The sequence below is a fragment of the Spongiactinospora rosea genome (assembly GCF_003315795.1).
Taxonomy (GTDB): Bacteria; Actinomycetota; Actinomycetes; order Streptosporangiales; family Streptosporangiaceae; genus Spongiactinospora; species Spongiactinospora rosea.
This window is the reverse complement of record NZ_QMEY01000003.1, coordinates 234,000-248,347: the sequence shown is the minus strand read 5'-3', so window position 1 is coordinate 248,347 and position 14,348 is coordinate 234,000. Positions and strand designations below refer to the sequence as shown.

General features: G+C 71.5%; 13 protein-coding genes and 1 tRNA gene. 4 read left to right on the top strand and 10 right to left on the bottom strand.

Annotation, left to right across the window (positions count from 1 at the left end):
• A complete protein-coding gene (locus DP939_RS09770) occupies positions 1-1,008 on the top strand; it encodes an ABC transporter permease (RefSeq protein ID WP_113980706.1) in 1,008 nt (335 codons plus the stop codon).
• Entirely contained in the window at positions 1,005-2,024 is a 1,020-nt protein-coding gene (locus DP939_RS09765; RefSeq protein ID WP_113980306.1) for an ABC transporter permease, read from the top strand. The genes DP939_RS09770 and DP939_RS09765 overlap by 4 nt, the downstream gene beginning before the upstream one ends.
• Here the strand turns inward: DP939_RS09765 and DP939_RS09760 are convergent, their stop codons facing one another.
• Positions 2,025-3,293: a lamin tail domain-containing protein gene (locus DP939_RS09760; protein WP_113980305.1), complete on the bottom strand. Its 1,269-nt coding sequence runs from the start codon at positions 3,291-3,293 to the stop codon at positions 2,025-2,027.
• A 141-nt stretch (positions 3,294-3,434) separates the two neighbouring features.
• Positions 3,435-5,135, bottom strand: coding sequence for an AMP-binding protein (locus DP939_RS09755; RefSeq protein ID WP_113980304.1), 1,701 nt, complete (start codon positions 5,133-5,135; stop codon positions 3,435-3,437).
• A 117-nt stretch (positions 5,136-5,252) separates the two neighbouring features.
• Here DP939_RS09755 and DP939_RS46095 point away from each other — a divergent pair, with 117 nt between their 5' ends.
• Together DP939_RS46095 and DP939_RS09745 are read left to right on the top strand one after the other, a co-directional pair.
• Positions 5,253-5,411 carry a hypothetical protein gene (locus tag DP939_RS46095; protein ID WP_158578528.1) on the top strand — a complete coding sequence of 53 codons (159 nt, stop codon included), beginning with the start codon at positions 5,253-5,255 and terminating at the stop codon, positions 5,409-5,411.
• Between the two features lie 118 nt (positions 5,412-5,529).
• Positions 5,530-5,603, top strand: a tRNA-Ile gene (locus DP939_RS09745).
• A gap of 62 nt (positions 5,604-5,665) precedes the next feature.
• On the opposite strand, the gene DP939_RS09740 is transcribed toward DP939_RS09745, so the two are convergent.
• The 8 genes from DP939_RS09740 to DP939_RS46090 all read right to left on the bottom strand — a co-directional run bounded on the left by DP939_RS09740 (position 5,666) and on the right by DP939_RS46090 (position 13,944).
• Positions 5,666-7,012, bottom strand: coding sequence for a cation:proton antiporter (locus DP939_RS09740; RefSeq protein ID WP_113980302.1), 1,347 nt, complete (start codon positions 7,010-7,012; stop codon positions 5,666-5,668).
• Positions 7,013-7,293: 281 nt separating this feature from the next.
• Complete coding sequence (locus DP939_RS09735) at positions 7,294-8,079, bottom strand: cyclase family protein (protein WP_113980301.1); 786 nt, start codon at positions 8,077-8,079, stop codon at positions 7,294-7,296.
• Positions 8,080-8,100: 21 nt separating this feature from the next.
• Positions 8,101-9,735: an FAD-dependent oxidoreductase gene (locus tag DP939_RS09730; protein ID WP_113980300.1), complete on the bottom strand. Its 1,635-nt coding sequence runs from the start codon at positions 9,733-9,735 to the stop codon at positions 8,101-8,103.
• On the bottom strand, positions 9,728-10,690 hold the full coding sequence (locus DP939_RS09725; RefSeq protein ID WP_225878133.1) for an aromatase/cyclase: 963 nt from the start codon (positions 10,688-10,690) through the stop codon (positions 9,728-9,730). The genes DP939_RS09730 and DP939_RS09725 overlap by 8 nt, the downstream gene beginning before the upstream one ends.
• Positions 10,691-10,718: 28 nt before the next feature.
• The gene (locus DP939_RS09720) at positions 10,719-11,510 is read right to left on the bottom strand and encodes an SDR family NAD(P)-dependent oxidoreductase (protein ID WP_113980298.1); all 792 of its coding nucleotides are present in this window, start codon (positions 11,508-11,510) and stop codon (positions 10,719-10,721) included.
• Complete coding sequence (locus DP939_RS09715) at positions 11,507-13,153, bottom strand: NAD(P)/FAD-dependent oxidoreductase (RefSeq protein WP_113980297.1); 1,647 nt, start codon at positions 13,151-13,153, stop codon at positions 11,507-11,509. The genes DP939_RS09720 and DP939_RS09715 overlap by 4 nt, the downstream gene beginning before the upstream one ends.
• Before the next feature lie 45 nt (positions 13,154-13,198).
• Positions 13,199-13,795: a flavin reductase family protein gene (locus DP939_RS09710; RefSeq protein ID WP_113980296.1), complete on the bottom strand. Its 597-nt coding sequence runs from the start codon at positions 13,793-13,795 to the stop codon at positions 13,199-13,201.
• Complete coding sequence (locus tag DP939_RS46090; protein ID WP_158578527.1) at positions 13,792-13,944, bottom strand: hypothetical protein; 153 nt, start codon at positions 13,942-13,944, stop codon at positions 13,792-13,794. The genes DP939_RS09710 and DP939_RS46090 overlap by 4 nt, the downstream gene beginning before the upstream one ends.
• Positions 13,945-14,348 lie beyond the last annotated feature (404 nt).

The following is a 14,348-nucleotide window of genomic DNA, read 5'->3' as shown; positions in this document are numbered from 1 at the left end:
ATGCGACTTTCCCGGCTGCGCGGGGAGAACAACGAGGGGCTGCTGGCCGGCCTGATCATTCTCCTCGTGCTGGTGATGGGGGTGGTCGAACCCGGATTCCTGGGCCCGGCGACCTTCGCCAACGTGGTCAGGTCACTGCTGGTCGACCTCACCTTCGCGCTCGGCATGCTGGTGGTCATCGTCTCGGGCGGCATCGACGTCTCGTTCACCGCCATCGCGATCTTCAGCGGCTACGGCGTCATCGTCCTCATGAACGACCTCGGCGCGGACGGGACCTTCTGGCCGTTCGCGCTCGCCGCCCTGACCGGGGCCGTCCTCGGCTCCCTCAACGCGGCCATGGTCGCCGGATTCCGGCTGCCGACACTGATCGTCACCCTGGGTACGCAGGGCATCGTGCGGGGGGCACTGATCGCGTTCATCGGCTCCCAGTACCTCTCCAACCTGCCCACCGGGCTGGAGACGCTGGCCCGCTCGGACCTGTTCGCCATCACCACGGGGGGCGGCACCGCCCGGATGACCCTCCTCGCGCTGCCGGTGGCGCTGCTGTGCGTCCTGGTCGCGCTGCTGCTGCGGAGCACCATGCTGGGCCGGTCGATCTACGCGATCGGCGGCGACGTGGAGTCCGCCCGCAGGGTGGGCATCAGGGTCGGGCGCGTCCAGACGTTCGTCTACCTGTTCGCCGGGGCGCTGGCGGGGTTCGGCGGGCTCATGCACGTCACGCTGAGCCGCCAGGCCAACCCCTATGACCTGGTCGGCAGCGAGCTGGACGTGATCGCGGCGGTCGTGATCGGCGGCGCGTCGATCTTCGGCGGGCGTGGCTCGGTCCTCGGGACCGTGCTCGGCGTCACGCTCATCGCGCTGATTAACAACTCCCTCGTCCTGCTCGGCGTGCCGAGTGCCTGGCAGCGCCTCGCGGTCGGCCTGCTCGTCCTTCTGGGCGTCGGCCTGCAGGCCCTCGGCCAGGGCAGACGCAAATCCACCCCGATCCTCGCGGAGGCGCGGTCATGACGGGCATGCAGACCGTGGCGGGGGCCGCCCTGCGCAACGCGCACGTATCGCGGCTGGTGGCGCTGACGCTGCTGCTCGTCGTGGTGTTCTCGGCGCTCGCGCCCACGGTGTTCCCGACGGCGCTGAACTTCCAGTCGATCGCCTACTCCGTGCCGGAGATCGGGCTGCTCGCGCTGGCGATGGCGCTCACCATGATCACCGGCGGCATCGACCTGTCCGTGGTGGCCACGGCCAACCTCGCCGCGCTCACCACCGCCGGTCTCTACATCGCGGCCGGCGGCGAGACCGCGACCAGCCCGCTGCTGGTGGTGGCGTTCTGCGCGGCGGCGCTGCTGGTCGGGATGGCCTGCGGCGCGGTGAACGGCCTGCTGGTCTCCCGGGTGCGGGTCTCCCCCATCCTGGCCACGCTGGCCACCATGCAGATCTTCAACGGCATCGCGATCCTGTGGACCGACGGCAAGGCGCAGTACGGCTTTCCGGACACGTTCCTGTGGCTCGGCGACGCGACGATCGCGTACGTGCCGGTCGTGTTCCTGATCTTCATCGGGGCGGCGCTGCTGATCTGGCACATCGTCTCGCGTACCGGGCTCGGCACCAGGATCGTCCTGGTGGGCGCGAACCCGGTCGCCGCCCGCTACTCCGGCGTGGACGAGCGCGGCGTGCTGATGCGGACCTACCTGATCAGCGGGCTGCTCGCCGGGATCGCCGGGATCGTGATCGCGGCCAAGTCCACCAGCGCCAGCCCCGACTACGGCGGCTCGTACGTGCTGCTCGCCATCGTGATCGCGGTGCTCGGCGGCACCGACCCGTTCGGCGGGCGCGGCTCGGTGGCGGGGGTCGTGCTCGCCGCCATCGCGCTGCAGGTGCTGGCCAGCGGGTTCAACATCATGCGGCTCAGCCCGTTCCTCTACCAGATCGCGCAGGGCCTGATCCTGCTGGTCGTCATGGTCGTGGAACTGCGCCGCGGCCGGCTCCTGGAACGCCTGCGCGGCCTTCTCTCCGGAAGATCGGGGTGATCAACCGCGGCCGAAGCAGATCGTACGGCCGGTCTTGACCGCCTCGGCCTTGAAGGCGACCTGGTCCACCACGGCCCCCGTGCCGTCGGCGAGGATGAGCGCGTCGCCCTTGTTGCCGAGGTGGGCCGCGCCCAGCGCGATCTGCACGACCGCCCCGCCGCCGAGCACGCCGCTGAGCGGCCGGCCGCCGCGCGCCCCGTCGGCCCCGTCGGCCAGCCGCCACCCGGTCAGGTCGATCTCGGCCGCGGTGGTGTTGACCAGGGTGATCAGTTCCCTGCCGCGGTCGGCTCCGGCCGGGTCGGGCAGCACCGCCACGATCAGCACGTCCGCGGCGGCGGCGGGCCTCGGGACGGTGGGCGCCCCGGGCAGCGCCGGGTCCGGGCTGATCACGAAGTCCTCCGGCCACACGGTCAGCCGGATCCGGTCGCCGTCGCCGCGCACGACGTCGTGCATGTGGCCGCGCTCCAGCCGGTCCAGCAGGAACAACTCGTCGTCGCGGTGCACCGGGTCGGCCCGCAGCCAGGCGTCGAACCCGTCGAAGCCGGTGAACCCGGCCGCGAGGTAGGGGACGATCCGGCGGAACAGCTTGGGCCAGACGACCAGTTCTTCCAGCCCGGCGAGGTCCGCGACCTCGCCGAAGCCGTCCGGGTCGGCGGTGGACCTCGGCCACAGGCCGGTGGGGGACGCCGCGGCCCTGGCCGCACGCGACACGGCGGCCAGGTGGGTGCGCAGGGCGACCGGGAGGGTCGCGTAGAAGGCCGGGTAGACGTGGCCGGCGGCGAGCAGTGCCGCGTTGACGGACCTGTCGGTCAGCGCCTCGTCCATGAAGACGGCCGATCCGTCCGGGCCGGTGGGGTCGCCGGGATAGACGAACGCGATCAGGCGGCCGTTGGCGTCCACGCCGTTGGTCAGCACATGGCCGCGCATGGTGTCCTGATCGGCGGATTTGACCTTGTTCGGCAGGTCGGGCCAGAAGACGACATTGGTGAAGCCGAGAAGGCGGAGCAGTTCGTCGCGGGCGGCGTTGGCGCCGGCGAGCTCCTGGTGGGTGTCGCCGAAGTGGGTCTCCAGCGCGTCCACGGCCTCCAGCCGTACCGAGATCCCGCGGGCGCTGAGCTGCGGAGGGGCGCCCGACGGCCGGGGCAGTCCCTCCACCAGCGCCGGCGTGTCGGGACGGAACTTGACCGTGTCGCCGTCGGGCTCAGGTCCCTGGCGCGGACGATCCGGGTAGCGGATCACGAACTCGCCGCGCAACAGCGTGTAGCCCATGATGACCCCTCTGTACACCTTCGTGGTAAGAGGGAAGGTAGCCAGGCTTCGATATCGCTACACGCCTTTCTATAGCGAATTCACCTAATAGACCGACTTTTGACGCAATCACCGGCCCGCACGACCTGGACCGAGCGGCCGTCAGCCGCCCGCGCGCAGCTCGGGGAACTCCTCGTCGCGCCACTCCCGCGCCCCCGGCGCGGCGGCGGCCTGCTGCTCCCTGGCTCGCAGCTCGACGCGGCGGATCTTGCCCGAGGTCGTCTTGGGCAGCTCGGCGAACTCCAGGCGGCGGATCCGCTGGTAGGGCGCGAGGCGTTCGCGGGCGTGCCGGAGGATCGCCAGCGCGGTGTCCCTGCCGGGCTCCCAGCCGGGGGCCAGCGTGACGTACGCCTTGGGGACGGCCAGCCGGATCGCGTCGGGCGCGGGCACCACGGCGGCCTCAGCGACCGCGGGATGCTCGATCAGCGCGCTCTCCAGCTCGAACGGGCTGATCCGGTAGTCCGACGCCTTGAACATGTCATCGGCCCGGCCCAGGAAGGTGATGTAGCCGTCGGCGTCGCGGACAGCGATGTCGCCGGTGTGGTACCGGCCGTCGGACGCGCCCGGCGTGACCGGGCCCTCGTCGGCGAGGTAGGCGGCCATCAGGTTGGGCGGCCCGGCGGCGAGGTCCAGGCACACCTCGCCCTCGTCGCCCGGCAGCCCGGTGACCGGATCGATCAGCTCGACGCCGACGCCGGGCAGCGGCAGGCCCATCGAGCCGGGCCGGACCGGCACGCCCGGTGTGTTGCCGGCCAGCAGCGTGGTCTCGGTCTGGCCGTACCCGTCGCGGACGGTCAGCCCCCACGCCCGCTCGATCTGCGCGATGACCTCGGCGTTCAGCGGCTCCCCCGCGGCGGTCGCCTCGCGCAGCGCGCCCGGCCCGCCGGACAGGTCGGCCTGCACCAGCATCCGCCACACCGTGGGCGGGGCGCAGAACGTCGTCACGCCCGCCGCGCGGATGCGGTCGAGCAGCGCCGCGGCGTCGAACCTCGCGTAGTTGACGACGAAGACGGTGGCCCCGGCGTTCCACGGGCCGAACAGGCAACTGTAGGCGTGCTTGGCCCAGCCGGGCGAGCTGATGTTCAGGTGGACGTCGCCGGGGCGTACGCCGAGCCAGTACATCGTCGTCAGGTGCCCGACCGGATAGGACACCTGGGTGTGCACGACCAGCTTGGGGCGTGAGGTGGTCCCGGAGGTGAAGTAGTACAGCAGCGGGTCGCCGGGCGCGGTCCTGGCGGTGAAGCGGCGCGGGCTCACGGTGTACGCCTCGCGGTAGGGCAGCCACCCCGGCACGTCCTTCTCCCCGGTGAGGATCCGGGTGTACTCCCCCGGCACCCGCTCGAACGTGGCCGTGTCGGCCGCCCTGGCGATCACGAAGCGCGCGCCGCCGCGGGCCACCCGGTCGGCCAGGTCGGCGGGGCCCGCGGCGGTGGTGGTCGGCATGATGATCCCGCCGAGCTTCATCACGGCCAGCGTGGTCTCCCACAGCTCGACCTGGTTGCCCAGCATGACGATGACCGGATCGCCCTGCCGTACTCCGGCGTCCGAAAGCCAGGTCGCCACCTGGTCAGAACGCCGGGCCAGTTCCTCGAAGGACAGCCTGGTCTCGGTGCCGTCCTCCGCCACGATCCACAGCGCGGTGGCGGGATTGCCCCGGGCGATCTCGTCGAACCAGTCGGTGGCCCAGTTGAAGAGTGGGCCGAACTCCGGCCAGCGGAACTCCCTGGCGGCGGCCGCACGGTCGTACGGGAACCGGAGCAGTGCGTCGCGGGCGGCGCGGAAGGAATCTGTGGATCCGGGCACGGTTGGCGCTCCTCAGCGGTAGGCGATGGGGCGTGACCGAGGGCTGTTGTGCCCGCCCGCCGCCCGCGCCACGCGCGTGCCTGCTCGCCGGGTGGCGGCGCGGTCGAGCGCCGGACGATGAGCTCGTGCGGGCCGATCGTACGGCCGGGCGGCGCGGGCTCGGCGGCGAGCAGCAGCCGCCCGGCCATCCCGCACCGCCCCCGCCCGCGCATCCCCCAGGCCCGCGCCCGCCTCGCCGCCGCCCTCCGCGCCGCCGCGGACACCCACCCCTGCTGACCCGCCCCCCGGCTTGCAACCGCACCCGAATCGGTGAATCCTGTGCTGTGCACCAGGTGTGCTCGCATGGTACGTTCACACAGGTTTGCCGAAGCCGCAGGTCATTCCGCGCCTTCGGGGGGCGGTAGCTCAGCTGGTCAGAGCATCGGACTCATAATCCGTGGGTCGTGGGTTCAAGTCCCACCCGCCCTACTCTGCAACACCCTCCCTGACCTGCGGCGGGTTCGGGCATGCTCGGTGCGCCACGGCATCCGTCAAGGGCGGCCGCCCTCCGTCCGTCCGGTGAGATCGGCCTGTTCGAGGTCGCGTTCTGCGATGCCGTCGGGCCGGGCTTCCCGGTCGGCGTGGTGGGTCTCGTCCCGTACGCGGCGGCGCATCAGTGGGCCGGTGGCGGCGGTGGTGACCACGGCGACCAGGACGAGGATGGTGAAGCCGAGGCCGTTGATCAGGCCGGCCCGCAGGCCGATGGAGGCCACCACGAGTTCGGTCACGCCGCGGCAGTTCATCAGGATGCCGAGCGAGAGCGCCTGGCGGCCGGGCAGTCCGGCCAGGCGCGCGGCGCCTCCCGTGCCGACGATCTTCGTCACGACCGCCACCGCCAGCACTCCGGCGAACAGCAGCCAGCTCACCGGGGACGCGCCGAGCAGGCCGACCGAGGTGTTCAGGCCGACTCCCGCGAAGAACAGCGGGAGCAGCACCGCGATCGTGAACGTGTGGAGCTGCCTGGTGACGCGTTCGACCATCGGCGAGTCGCGCGGCACGACCACGCCGAACAGGAACGCGCCGATCACCGGATGCAGGTTGATCATCTGGGTGCAGGCGGAGAAGGTGATCGCGCCGACCACCGGCACCACGAGGAGCACATGGTCGGAGCCGATCCGCTGGGACAGGACGGTGAGCACGGGGCGTACCAGCAGGATCGCCGCCGCGACCAGCGCGAGCGCGAACACCCCCGTCATGGCCACCGTGCCCGTCCCCGCGAGGATCAGGGTGAGCGCGAGCCAGGCGATGCCGTCGCCGAGCGCGGCCGCCGACAGCGCCAGCGCGCCGATCGGCGTCCTGTCGAGCCCGAGATCCACCAGGATCCTGGCCAGTACGGGCAGGGCGGTGATGGCGATGGCCAGCCCGAAGAACGCGACGAACTCGGCCTGGCCGGCGCCACGCCCAATCAGCATCGGCAGGGCCACCAGCCCGAGTCCCGCGCCCGCCAGGAACGGCAGGCCCATGCCGCCCAGCACGGCCGCGCCGACCATCCGGCCGTTCCCGATCATGCCGGTGCGCAGCTCGCAGCCCAGCATCAGCATGAACACGATCAGGCCGAGTTGCGCCGCGACGTCGAGGTTGGACTTGACCGTCTCGGTGAACAGCCACTGCCCCACCTCCGGCCAGACCAGGCCGAGCGCCGACGGTCCGAGCAGCAGCCCGCCCATGATCTCCCCGAGGACGGCCGGCTGTCCCCACCGGCGCATCAGGGCGCCGCACAGGTGGCAGACCGCCAGGATCACGGCCACGGCGAGCAGGAAGCGGGCGAGCCCGCCGCCCGGTTCCGCCGTGGTGTCCAGAACCGTGGCCGTCGTCGTACCCAGGTGTTGCGTGGTCATGAGCCGCGCTCCTTCACCCGTTGCCCGCTTCGTCGCCGGCCCCGCCCAGCGCGGCGGCGCCGACCGGCCTCTCCCTGACGAAGGTGCGCCGGCCTGCCGCCATCACCTCTTCGGACACATCGTCTCCTCTCCGTGGGCCCCAGGCGCCCGGTTCGGTTCCTGGGGCACCAGCGGGTCCGTCAGCGTGCCTGTCCGGGAAACGGAGGAGTGCCGCCCGTGACCTCGCGGGCGGCGCCCCTTCGTTTCTCGTTCTCTTCGTCGTTCTCCCGCGTGGCCGGCGTTCAGCCCGCGTCGCCGGGGTCGTCGAGGAAGGCGACGGCGCGGGCCCAGCCCGCGCCCGCGCCCGCGATCTTGACGGGGAAGCAGGCGACCGTGAAGCCGGTCGGGCGCGGCAGCGCGCCCAGGTTGGCGAGGCGTTCGATCTGGCAGTACTCGCGGGCGCGCCCCGCGATATGGGCGGGCCACAGCGCGGCCTGGTCGCCCGTGTCGTCGTATTTTTTGATCATGTGTTCAAAGGGGGCGTCGAGGCTGAAGGCGTCGGTGCCGATCACGCGTACGCCCAGGTCGAGCAGCAGGTTCGTGGCGGGCCCGTCGAGGCCGACGAAGTCGGTGAAGTACTTCGGTGTACCCACCAGCCGGTCCGCGCCCGTGTGCAGGAGCACGATGTCCATGGGCTCGGGCGTGTGCCCGATCCTGTCGAACTCCGCCCGCAGCTCGTCGGCCCCCACGGTGCCGACGGGCACGCGGGTCAGGTCCACGACCATCGCCGGCCGCAGGAACCAGTCGAGCGGCATCTCGTCGATGTGCCGCGCCTGCCCGTACGTCGCCGTGCCGTAGTGCGAGGGCGCGTCGACGTGGGTGCCGGTGTGGCTGGTGAGGGTCAGCGTGTCCAGGGTCAGCAGCTCACCGCCGGGCAGGACGGAGGGATCGACGTCGACCCCCCAGTTCTGCCGCATCCTGTCGGCCATGTGCCGCGCGCCCTCGACGGCCGACATGATCTCGTGCGTGACGGTGTTCGGCTCCCAGCCGGAGGCGTCGATGGGCGACGACAGGTCGATGATGCGCATGATCCGCGAACTCCTCCGTGCTCACTGTTGCTCGACGAGGTGGACCCGGTCCAGGGTCCGCGGCAGGTCGGCCAGTTCGCCCTTCGCGACGAGGTAGCCGTCCGGCCGGATCAGGACGAACCGCCCGGGACGCAGGCCGAGCCCGGCCCGCAGGTGGCCACCGGGGTCGGCGAGCGGGACCGCGTTCCCGGCCCTGGCCTCGCCTGCCGCGGTGGCTTCCGGCGCGCTCGCGTCGGTCACCGCCCTGGTGGAGACGGCGGAGCCGTACGCGCGTGCGGCCGACTCCACGGTTTCGCTCTGGACGGCATCGGCCGGGGCGGCGAGCAGCTTCCAGCGGGTGTCGGTCAGCTCCTCGTACAGCTCCCGCCAGCCCGCGCTGACCCGCTCGGTCCCCGCGTCGCAGCCGACCCGGTGACCTGGCGCGATCCCGTCGTCTCCGTCTCCGGCGGGCACGGTCAGCGGGCTGGCCGTGTAGTGGAGCGCCAGGCCGCAGAAACCGCGGATCATCTTGCGCTGGAGCCGGCGCTTGAGCGGGTGGATCGTCCTGACGAGACCGAGGCCCACCGGGAGCAGGACCGGCGCGAGCGCGTTGCGCAGCGCGACCAGGGCGGTCGCCGTCCTGGTCGAGCGGAGCAGGGTCGCGCCGATCGGCACGCGCTCGGCCTCGTAGCTGTCGAGCAGCGCCTCCTCGCAGTGCCCCTTGATGACGTCGGCGAGCTTCCAGGCCAGGTTGTACGCGTCCTGGACGCCGGTGTTCATGCCCTGGCCCGAGGCGGGGCTGTGCACGTGCGCCGCGTCCCCCGCCACGAAGCAGCGGCCGACGCGCATGTGCTCGATCATCCGCTGCTGCACGGTGAAGACGGAGATCCAGCTCGGCTGCGACACCTGTACGGGCTTGCCGAGGGCGACCGCGAGCTTGGCCGCCAGCCGGGCGCGGACGAACTCGGGTTCGTCGGCCCGGTCGATGTCGGCCGTGTCGATGATGCGCCACTTGTCCTGCTCGGGGAACGGGACCAGCAGCAGGGTCCCCTTGCCCGTGTGGACCAGGTGGTTGCCGTCTGCGGGGAGCGGCGCGTCCAGCAGCACGTCCGCGTTGAGCCAGGTCTCCGTCGAGTCGCCGAGCAGGCGGAGGCCGAGCTGCTTGCGCACGGTGCTGCGCGCGCCGTCGGCCCCGACGAGCCAGGGCACCCACAACTCCTCCACGGAGCCGTCCGCCCGGCGCAGCCAGGCGGTCACCCCGTCGGCCCCCTGCTCGAAGCTCTCCAGCCCGACCTCCCACTCGACCTCGACGCCGAGGTCGTGCACGCCCTTCCTGAGAACCTCCTCGGTGACGACCTGGTCCACCATCAGGCTGAAGGGGTGCCGGGTGGGCATGCCCGCGTAGTCGGCGTCGAAGCTGATCAGGCGCCGGCCGCGCAGGTGGAAGCTGAAGTGCTCGACCTTGCGCCCGCGCGGCATGAGCGTGGTCAGCAGGCCCATCTGGTGGCAGATCTCCATCGTGCGGGCGTGGGTGGCCAGTGCGCGGCTGGAGGTCGCGGGACCGGTGGCCCGGTCCACCAGCCGCACGCGTACACCCCTGCGCGCGAGCTCGTGCGCCGCCGTCAGCCCCACGGGTCCCGCCCCGACGACGAGGACGTCGAACCCGCTGTCACGCATGATCGGCCTCGGCGAACGCCTTGGCCAGCGTCAACGTCGCCATGCTGTTGCCGCCGAGCGCGTCGCGGATGACCTTCCTGGCCTTCTCGGCGGTCGCGCCCTCGCCGAGCACCCGGCCGATGTTGGCCTCGTTGACCAGGACCGTGTGCCGGGAGGTGACCAGCACGCCACCGCCGCTTTCACCTGCGGGCTCGTGCACGGTCCACTCGCCGGTGTGCGCCGCCATCAGCGGCGGCGTGACCGTCTGCTTGTAGACGATCCTGCGCGTGTCGGGGAAGCAGATCCTGATCGACTCGGTGGTGTGCACCGAGCCGTCCTTGGCGCTGGTCTCCATGCGCAGGGACTGGATGTTCTCGACGTCCTCGCCCACCTCGGCGTGCCGTACGTGCGGAAGGCGGTCGGGCCAGCGCTTGGCGCGGTAGAGGAACTCGTACACGGTGTCCGCCGAGCCCTTGACCAGCACGGAGTCCTCGAAGGAGAACTCCAGGCCGGCCGCCTCCCTGTCGCCGGCCTCGGCCAGTTGCTTGAGGTTGGCCAGTTCGGCCTTGCTGTTGCCGTCGACCGCGCGGTTGACCCACGCCAGCCCGGCCGGGTCGTCGTCCACCACGTCGAAGTCGTGGTCGAACGTCAGGCGGGTGCCGCTCCCGTCCTGCTCGACGATCCACTCGCCGCCCATGGAGGCGACCGGCGGCGAGGACCGCTCCTGGCGGAAGGTGATCCTGCGCCGCCGGGCGTCCAGCTCGCGGTGCGAGGTCCAGTTCGTGACCTCGCCGTTGGCGAGAGCCCAGATCCGCAGGCGCTCCGCGGCGCCGCCGAGCGGAAGCCGCTCGACGTGGATCGAGGGCGTGAAGCGCAGCGGCCACGCGGCGGCGTCGGCGATGAGGCCATAGACGACGTCGGCGGGCGCCGCGATGTCGATCCGGTGTGTGGTGTGGTGGCGTCCGGGTCCTGTCACTGGTCGGCCCATCCCTCCGGTCCGTAGGTCAGTAGATGCCGAGCCCGCCGCAGACGTTGAGCGCCTGCGCGGTGATCGAGGCGGCGGTGTCGGTGGCCAGATAGTCCACCAGGCCGGCGACCTCTTCAGGAGTCGAGTAGCGGCCAAGCGGGATCTTGTCGTTGAACTGGGACAGCACGGCGTCCTCCGTGGTGTCCCAGGTGTTCGCGTACGCCTGCCTGACCCGTACGGCCATCGGCGTCTCCACGTAACCGGGACAGACGGCGTTGACCGTGACGCCGCTCGCGGCGAGTTCCTTGGCCAGGGCCTTGGTGAAACCGATCACCCCGGCCTTGGAGGCGGAGTACGGCGCCCCCAGCGGCACGCCCTGCTTGCCGCCGGTCGAGGCGACGTTGATGATGCGCCCCGCGTTCCCGGCCCGATCCAGGCCGCCCGTGGTCAGCGCCTCGCGGGTGACCAGGAAGACGCTGTTGAGGTTGCTGTCGATCACGTCGTACCAGAGCTCGTCGGCGATCTTCGCGGTGATGCCGCCGCCGCTCCTGCCCGCGTTGTTCACCAGGACGGTGAGCGGGCCGAACCGCTCGACCGCCGCCTGGACGACGCGGCCGACCGACTCGCGCGAGCGGACGTCGCCCTCCGCGCCGTGCACGTCCAGTCCCTGGTCGCGCAGGTCCTTCACGGTGGCGGCCACGTTCTCCGCCGTACGGGCGCAGATGAACACGCGCAGTCCCCGCCCGGCCAGGCGCTTGGTGACCGCGAGCCCGATCCCGCTGGTCCCGCCGGTGACCAGCGCCACGCCGGGAGTCCCGTTCGCGTTCATATCGCCCGTCCCCTCAGCGTCGCCTGGACCTCGTCCGGCGAGGAGGAGAGCAGCTCCCTGATCTCCGGCCGGGGATGCTTGCGCGCCCATTCGGCGACCTCGGACATCAGGCTCGCGGTCGGGCTGATGAACCGCTGGGAGGGGTCTTGCAGGCCGAGCTGCGGGAGCATCCAGTCCGCCGTGCGGATCCTCTCCAGGAGGATGCCTGCCGCCTCCTGCGCGTCCATCCGCCCCTCGTCCACGGCCTCGCAGGTGCGGTTGACCTCGTCGAACAGCTCGGCGTACACGGGGTCGGGCCACCACAGCCCGGGGAACGGCGAGTCGTCCAGGATGCGGCAGTACGTGTCGTCGCCCGTCTTCCTGGTGAGGGCGAGCGCGTTGACGAACCGCTTGCCGCCGACGGCGCTGGCGCAGACCCAGATGCGGAAGACGGCGTTCCACAGGTCGTAGTTGGAGAAGCTGATGAAGGAGCAGTTGACCAGCTTGTCGTTGTAGTCGAGCAGGCCCTGCTCCAGCTCCTCCACCGGGGCGAACCGCTCGTGCGAGAAGTCGTCGTCGCGCAGCGCCTCGATGAGCCGCCACGACAGCGCGTTGATGATCTCGCAGGTGTTGGACAGCCCGCGGGAGAACAGCGGGTCGATGAAACCGGCCGCGTGCGACATCAGGCACCAGCGGTGCCCGACGGTGCGCGTGGAGGAGTACTGCATGCGGTCGGTACGGATCCACTCGCGCACGCTGCGGGCGTTGGCGAGCTGCCGCTTCACCGCGGGGAACCGGTCCACGTGGAGCTGGAACTCCTGCTCGGGGGTCAGGTCCTTGCGGAGCGGGTAGCGGCGCTCGTCGAGCTGGATGCCCACGCTGCACAGCGGGTTCGTCGCGCCCGCGTGGTTGTTGAACGGGATGATCCACATCCAGCCGCGCTCGAAGATGTGGTGCAGCGTGCCCTCGTTCCACTCGACCGGCGGCCGGTCCTCGGCGGCGTGCCTGAGGTGGGCGTCGGCCGGATCCACATTGACCATGTGCGTGAAGATCGACCTCGCGTGGTGCTTGAGCCGGCTCGGCTCCTCGCGCAGGCCGAGCTGACGGGCCAGGGGCGAGCGGAAGCCGCTGGCGTCCACCAGGTACCGGCCGTGGTACGTGCTGCCGTCCGCGCCGACGACCGCCACGCCGTCGTCCCCGAGGTCGATCTTCTCCACGCGGTAGTTCTGGCGCGCCTCGCAGCCGTAGGAGATGGCCGTGTGGAACATGTACGCGTCGGTGTCCTGGCGGAAGAAGTGGGCGGCGCTGCCCGTCACGTCCAGCAGCCGGAACTGGTTCGTGTGCCGGGGGTCGGGCTCCTCGCCGTCCCGGTGGATCATGAAGCCGAAGTTGCTCTTCTGGCCGTGCGAGCCGCCGACGTGCTTCAGGACGTCCACGAAGCTGCCCAGGTGCCCGATCTCGGGCACGCCGTACCGCTGGGCCACCAGCTTGAGCAGGAACAGCGTCTGGCCGATGGTCGACTCGCCGACCGCGAAGCGCGGGTGCTGCGTGCCGTCCAGCATGAGGACGCTGGCGCCCTGCTTGGCGAGGATCGAGCCCAGCATCGTCCCGGACAGGCCGGTGCCGATGATGATGACGTCGTAGGGGTCCTTGCGCTCTTCCATGAAGATTTTCGTCCTTTCTTCGCTTTTCCGCTGGGGAGGGCCGGGTCAGCCTTCGGCGGCCAACGTCGTCGCGGCCACGACGGGGTCGTCTTCGATCGGCCAGCGGCCGTACCTGCGCCGCCAGTACATGAGCGGGCCCAGTTCGTCGCCCATGTGGCCGCCGTCGACGATCGCGCCGATGACGATGGTGTGGTCGCCCGCCCTCAGCGCGTGGACCACGCGGCACTCGGCGTAGGCGATGGTGTCGAGCGGCATCCACGGCAGCCCCGCGCCCCTGCTGGGCCGCCACACGATCTCGGTGAACCGGTCGTCCGCGCCGGAGGCGAACAGCGAGGAGATGTGCTCCCTGTGGTCGCGCAGGAAGTTCACCAGGAAGAGTTCGCGGTCCAGGATCGAGCGCAGCACCCTGCTGGCGTTGTGGATGCAGACCAGCAGCAGCGGAGGCGACTTGGAGACGCTGCACGCGGCGCTGCAGGTGAGGCCGACGGGCTGGTCGTGCTCGTCGAGCGTCGACACCGCGGTGACCCCGCTGGGGAACGCGCTCATGATCGCCAGGAAGGCGTCGTCGTCGACGCAGCCGTCCGCCACGCCCGCGGAGAAGCGCACCGACACGAGCCCGCTCTGCGGGCGGTCGGCGCTCACCAGGTCACCGGCGGGGAGTCGAGGCCGGACGCCGCCGGGCCGGCCTTCCTGATGCGCGGGTCGCTCTTGACGCGCAGGTCACCGGCCACGGCCGCGAGCCGCGGTCCGGGGAACCGCTCGTGCTCCGGCGGGGGGCCTGTCGGCGGCACGCACCTCCTGGGGAAACGGGGGACCCCCGCGGGTTCGCTCTGGCACATTCCTGGTCCGCTCCCTTCGCTGGGACTGGGACGTCGCGGGTTCGCCTGGCACCGGACCTCCGCGGCTCACGGCGGCTCACCCGGCTCAGCGCGGCTCAGCGGGCCGGGAGAAGGTGCGGGCCCGGCCCTGCGGGTTCGGTTCGACGTGGCTACCGTCGCATCGCGGGTCTGAGGTTCGCTCGAATCCCGTCGGAGGTACGAACGCGGGCGGTTCGAGGCCACCGGCAGGCCGGAACGTCCCCGCCGAACCCCCATGAGCTCCCGTGAGACCCGGCGGACCGGCGAGCCCCCGCAGACCCAGGGTGAACGCGCCGGGCGCAGGCCGCCGGCCGCGCCGCCCCCAACGGATCTCAAGG

Excerpts from the sequence above, each read along its gene's own strand:
- DP939_RS09740 (WP_113980302.1), bottom strand. The coding sequence starts at position 7,012 with ATGACCACGCAACACCTGGGTACGACGACGGCCACGGTTCTGGACACC.
- DP939_RS09730 (WP_113980300.1), bottom strand. The coding sequence starts at position 9,735 with ATGCGTGACAGCGGGTTCGACGTCCTCGTCGTCGGGGCGGGACCCGTG.
- DP939_RS09720 (WP_113980298.1), bottom strand. The coding sequence starts at position 11,510 with ATGAACGCGAACGGGACTCCCGGCGTGGCGCTGGTCACCGGCGGGACC.
- DP939_RS09715 (WP_113980297.1), bottom strand. The coding sequence starts at position 13,153 with ATGGAAGAGCGCAAGGACCCCTACGACGTCATCATCATCGGCACCGGC.
- DP939_RS46095 (WP_158578528.1), top strand. The coding sequence starts at position 5,253 with ATGAGCTCGTGCGGGCCGATCGTACGGCCGGGCGGCGCGGGCTCGGCG.
- DP939_RS09735 (WP_113980301.1), bottom strand. The coding sequence starts at position 8,079 with ATGCGCATCATCGACCTGTCGTCGCCCATCGACGCCTCCGGCTGGGAG.
- DP939_RS09760 (WP_113980305.1), bottom strand. The coding sequence starts at position 3,293 with ATGGGCTACACGCTGTTGCGCGGCGAGTTCGTGATCCGCTACCCGGAT.
- DP939_RS09770 (WP_113980706.1), top strand. The coding sequence starts at position 1 with ATGCGACTTTCCCGGCTGCGCGGGGAGAACAACGAGGGGCTGCTGGCC.
- DP939_RS09765 (WP_113980306.1), top strand. The coding sequence starts at position 1,005 with ATGACGGGCATGCAGACCGTGGCGGGGGCCGCCCTGCGCAACGCGCAC.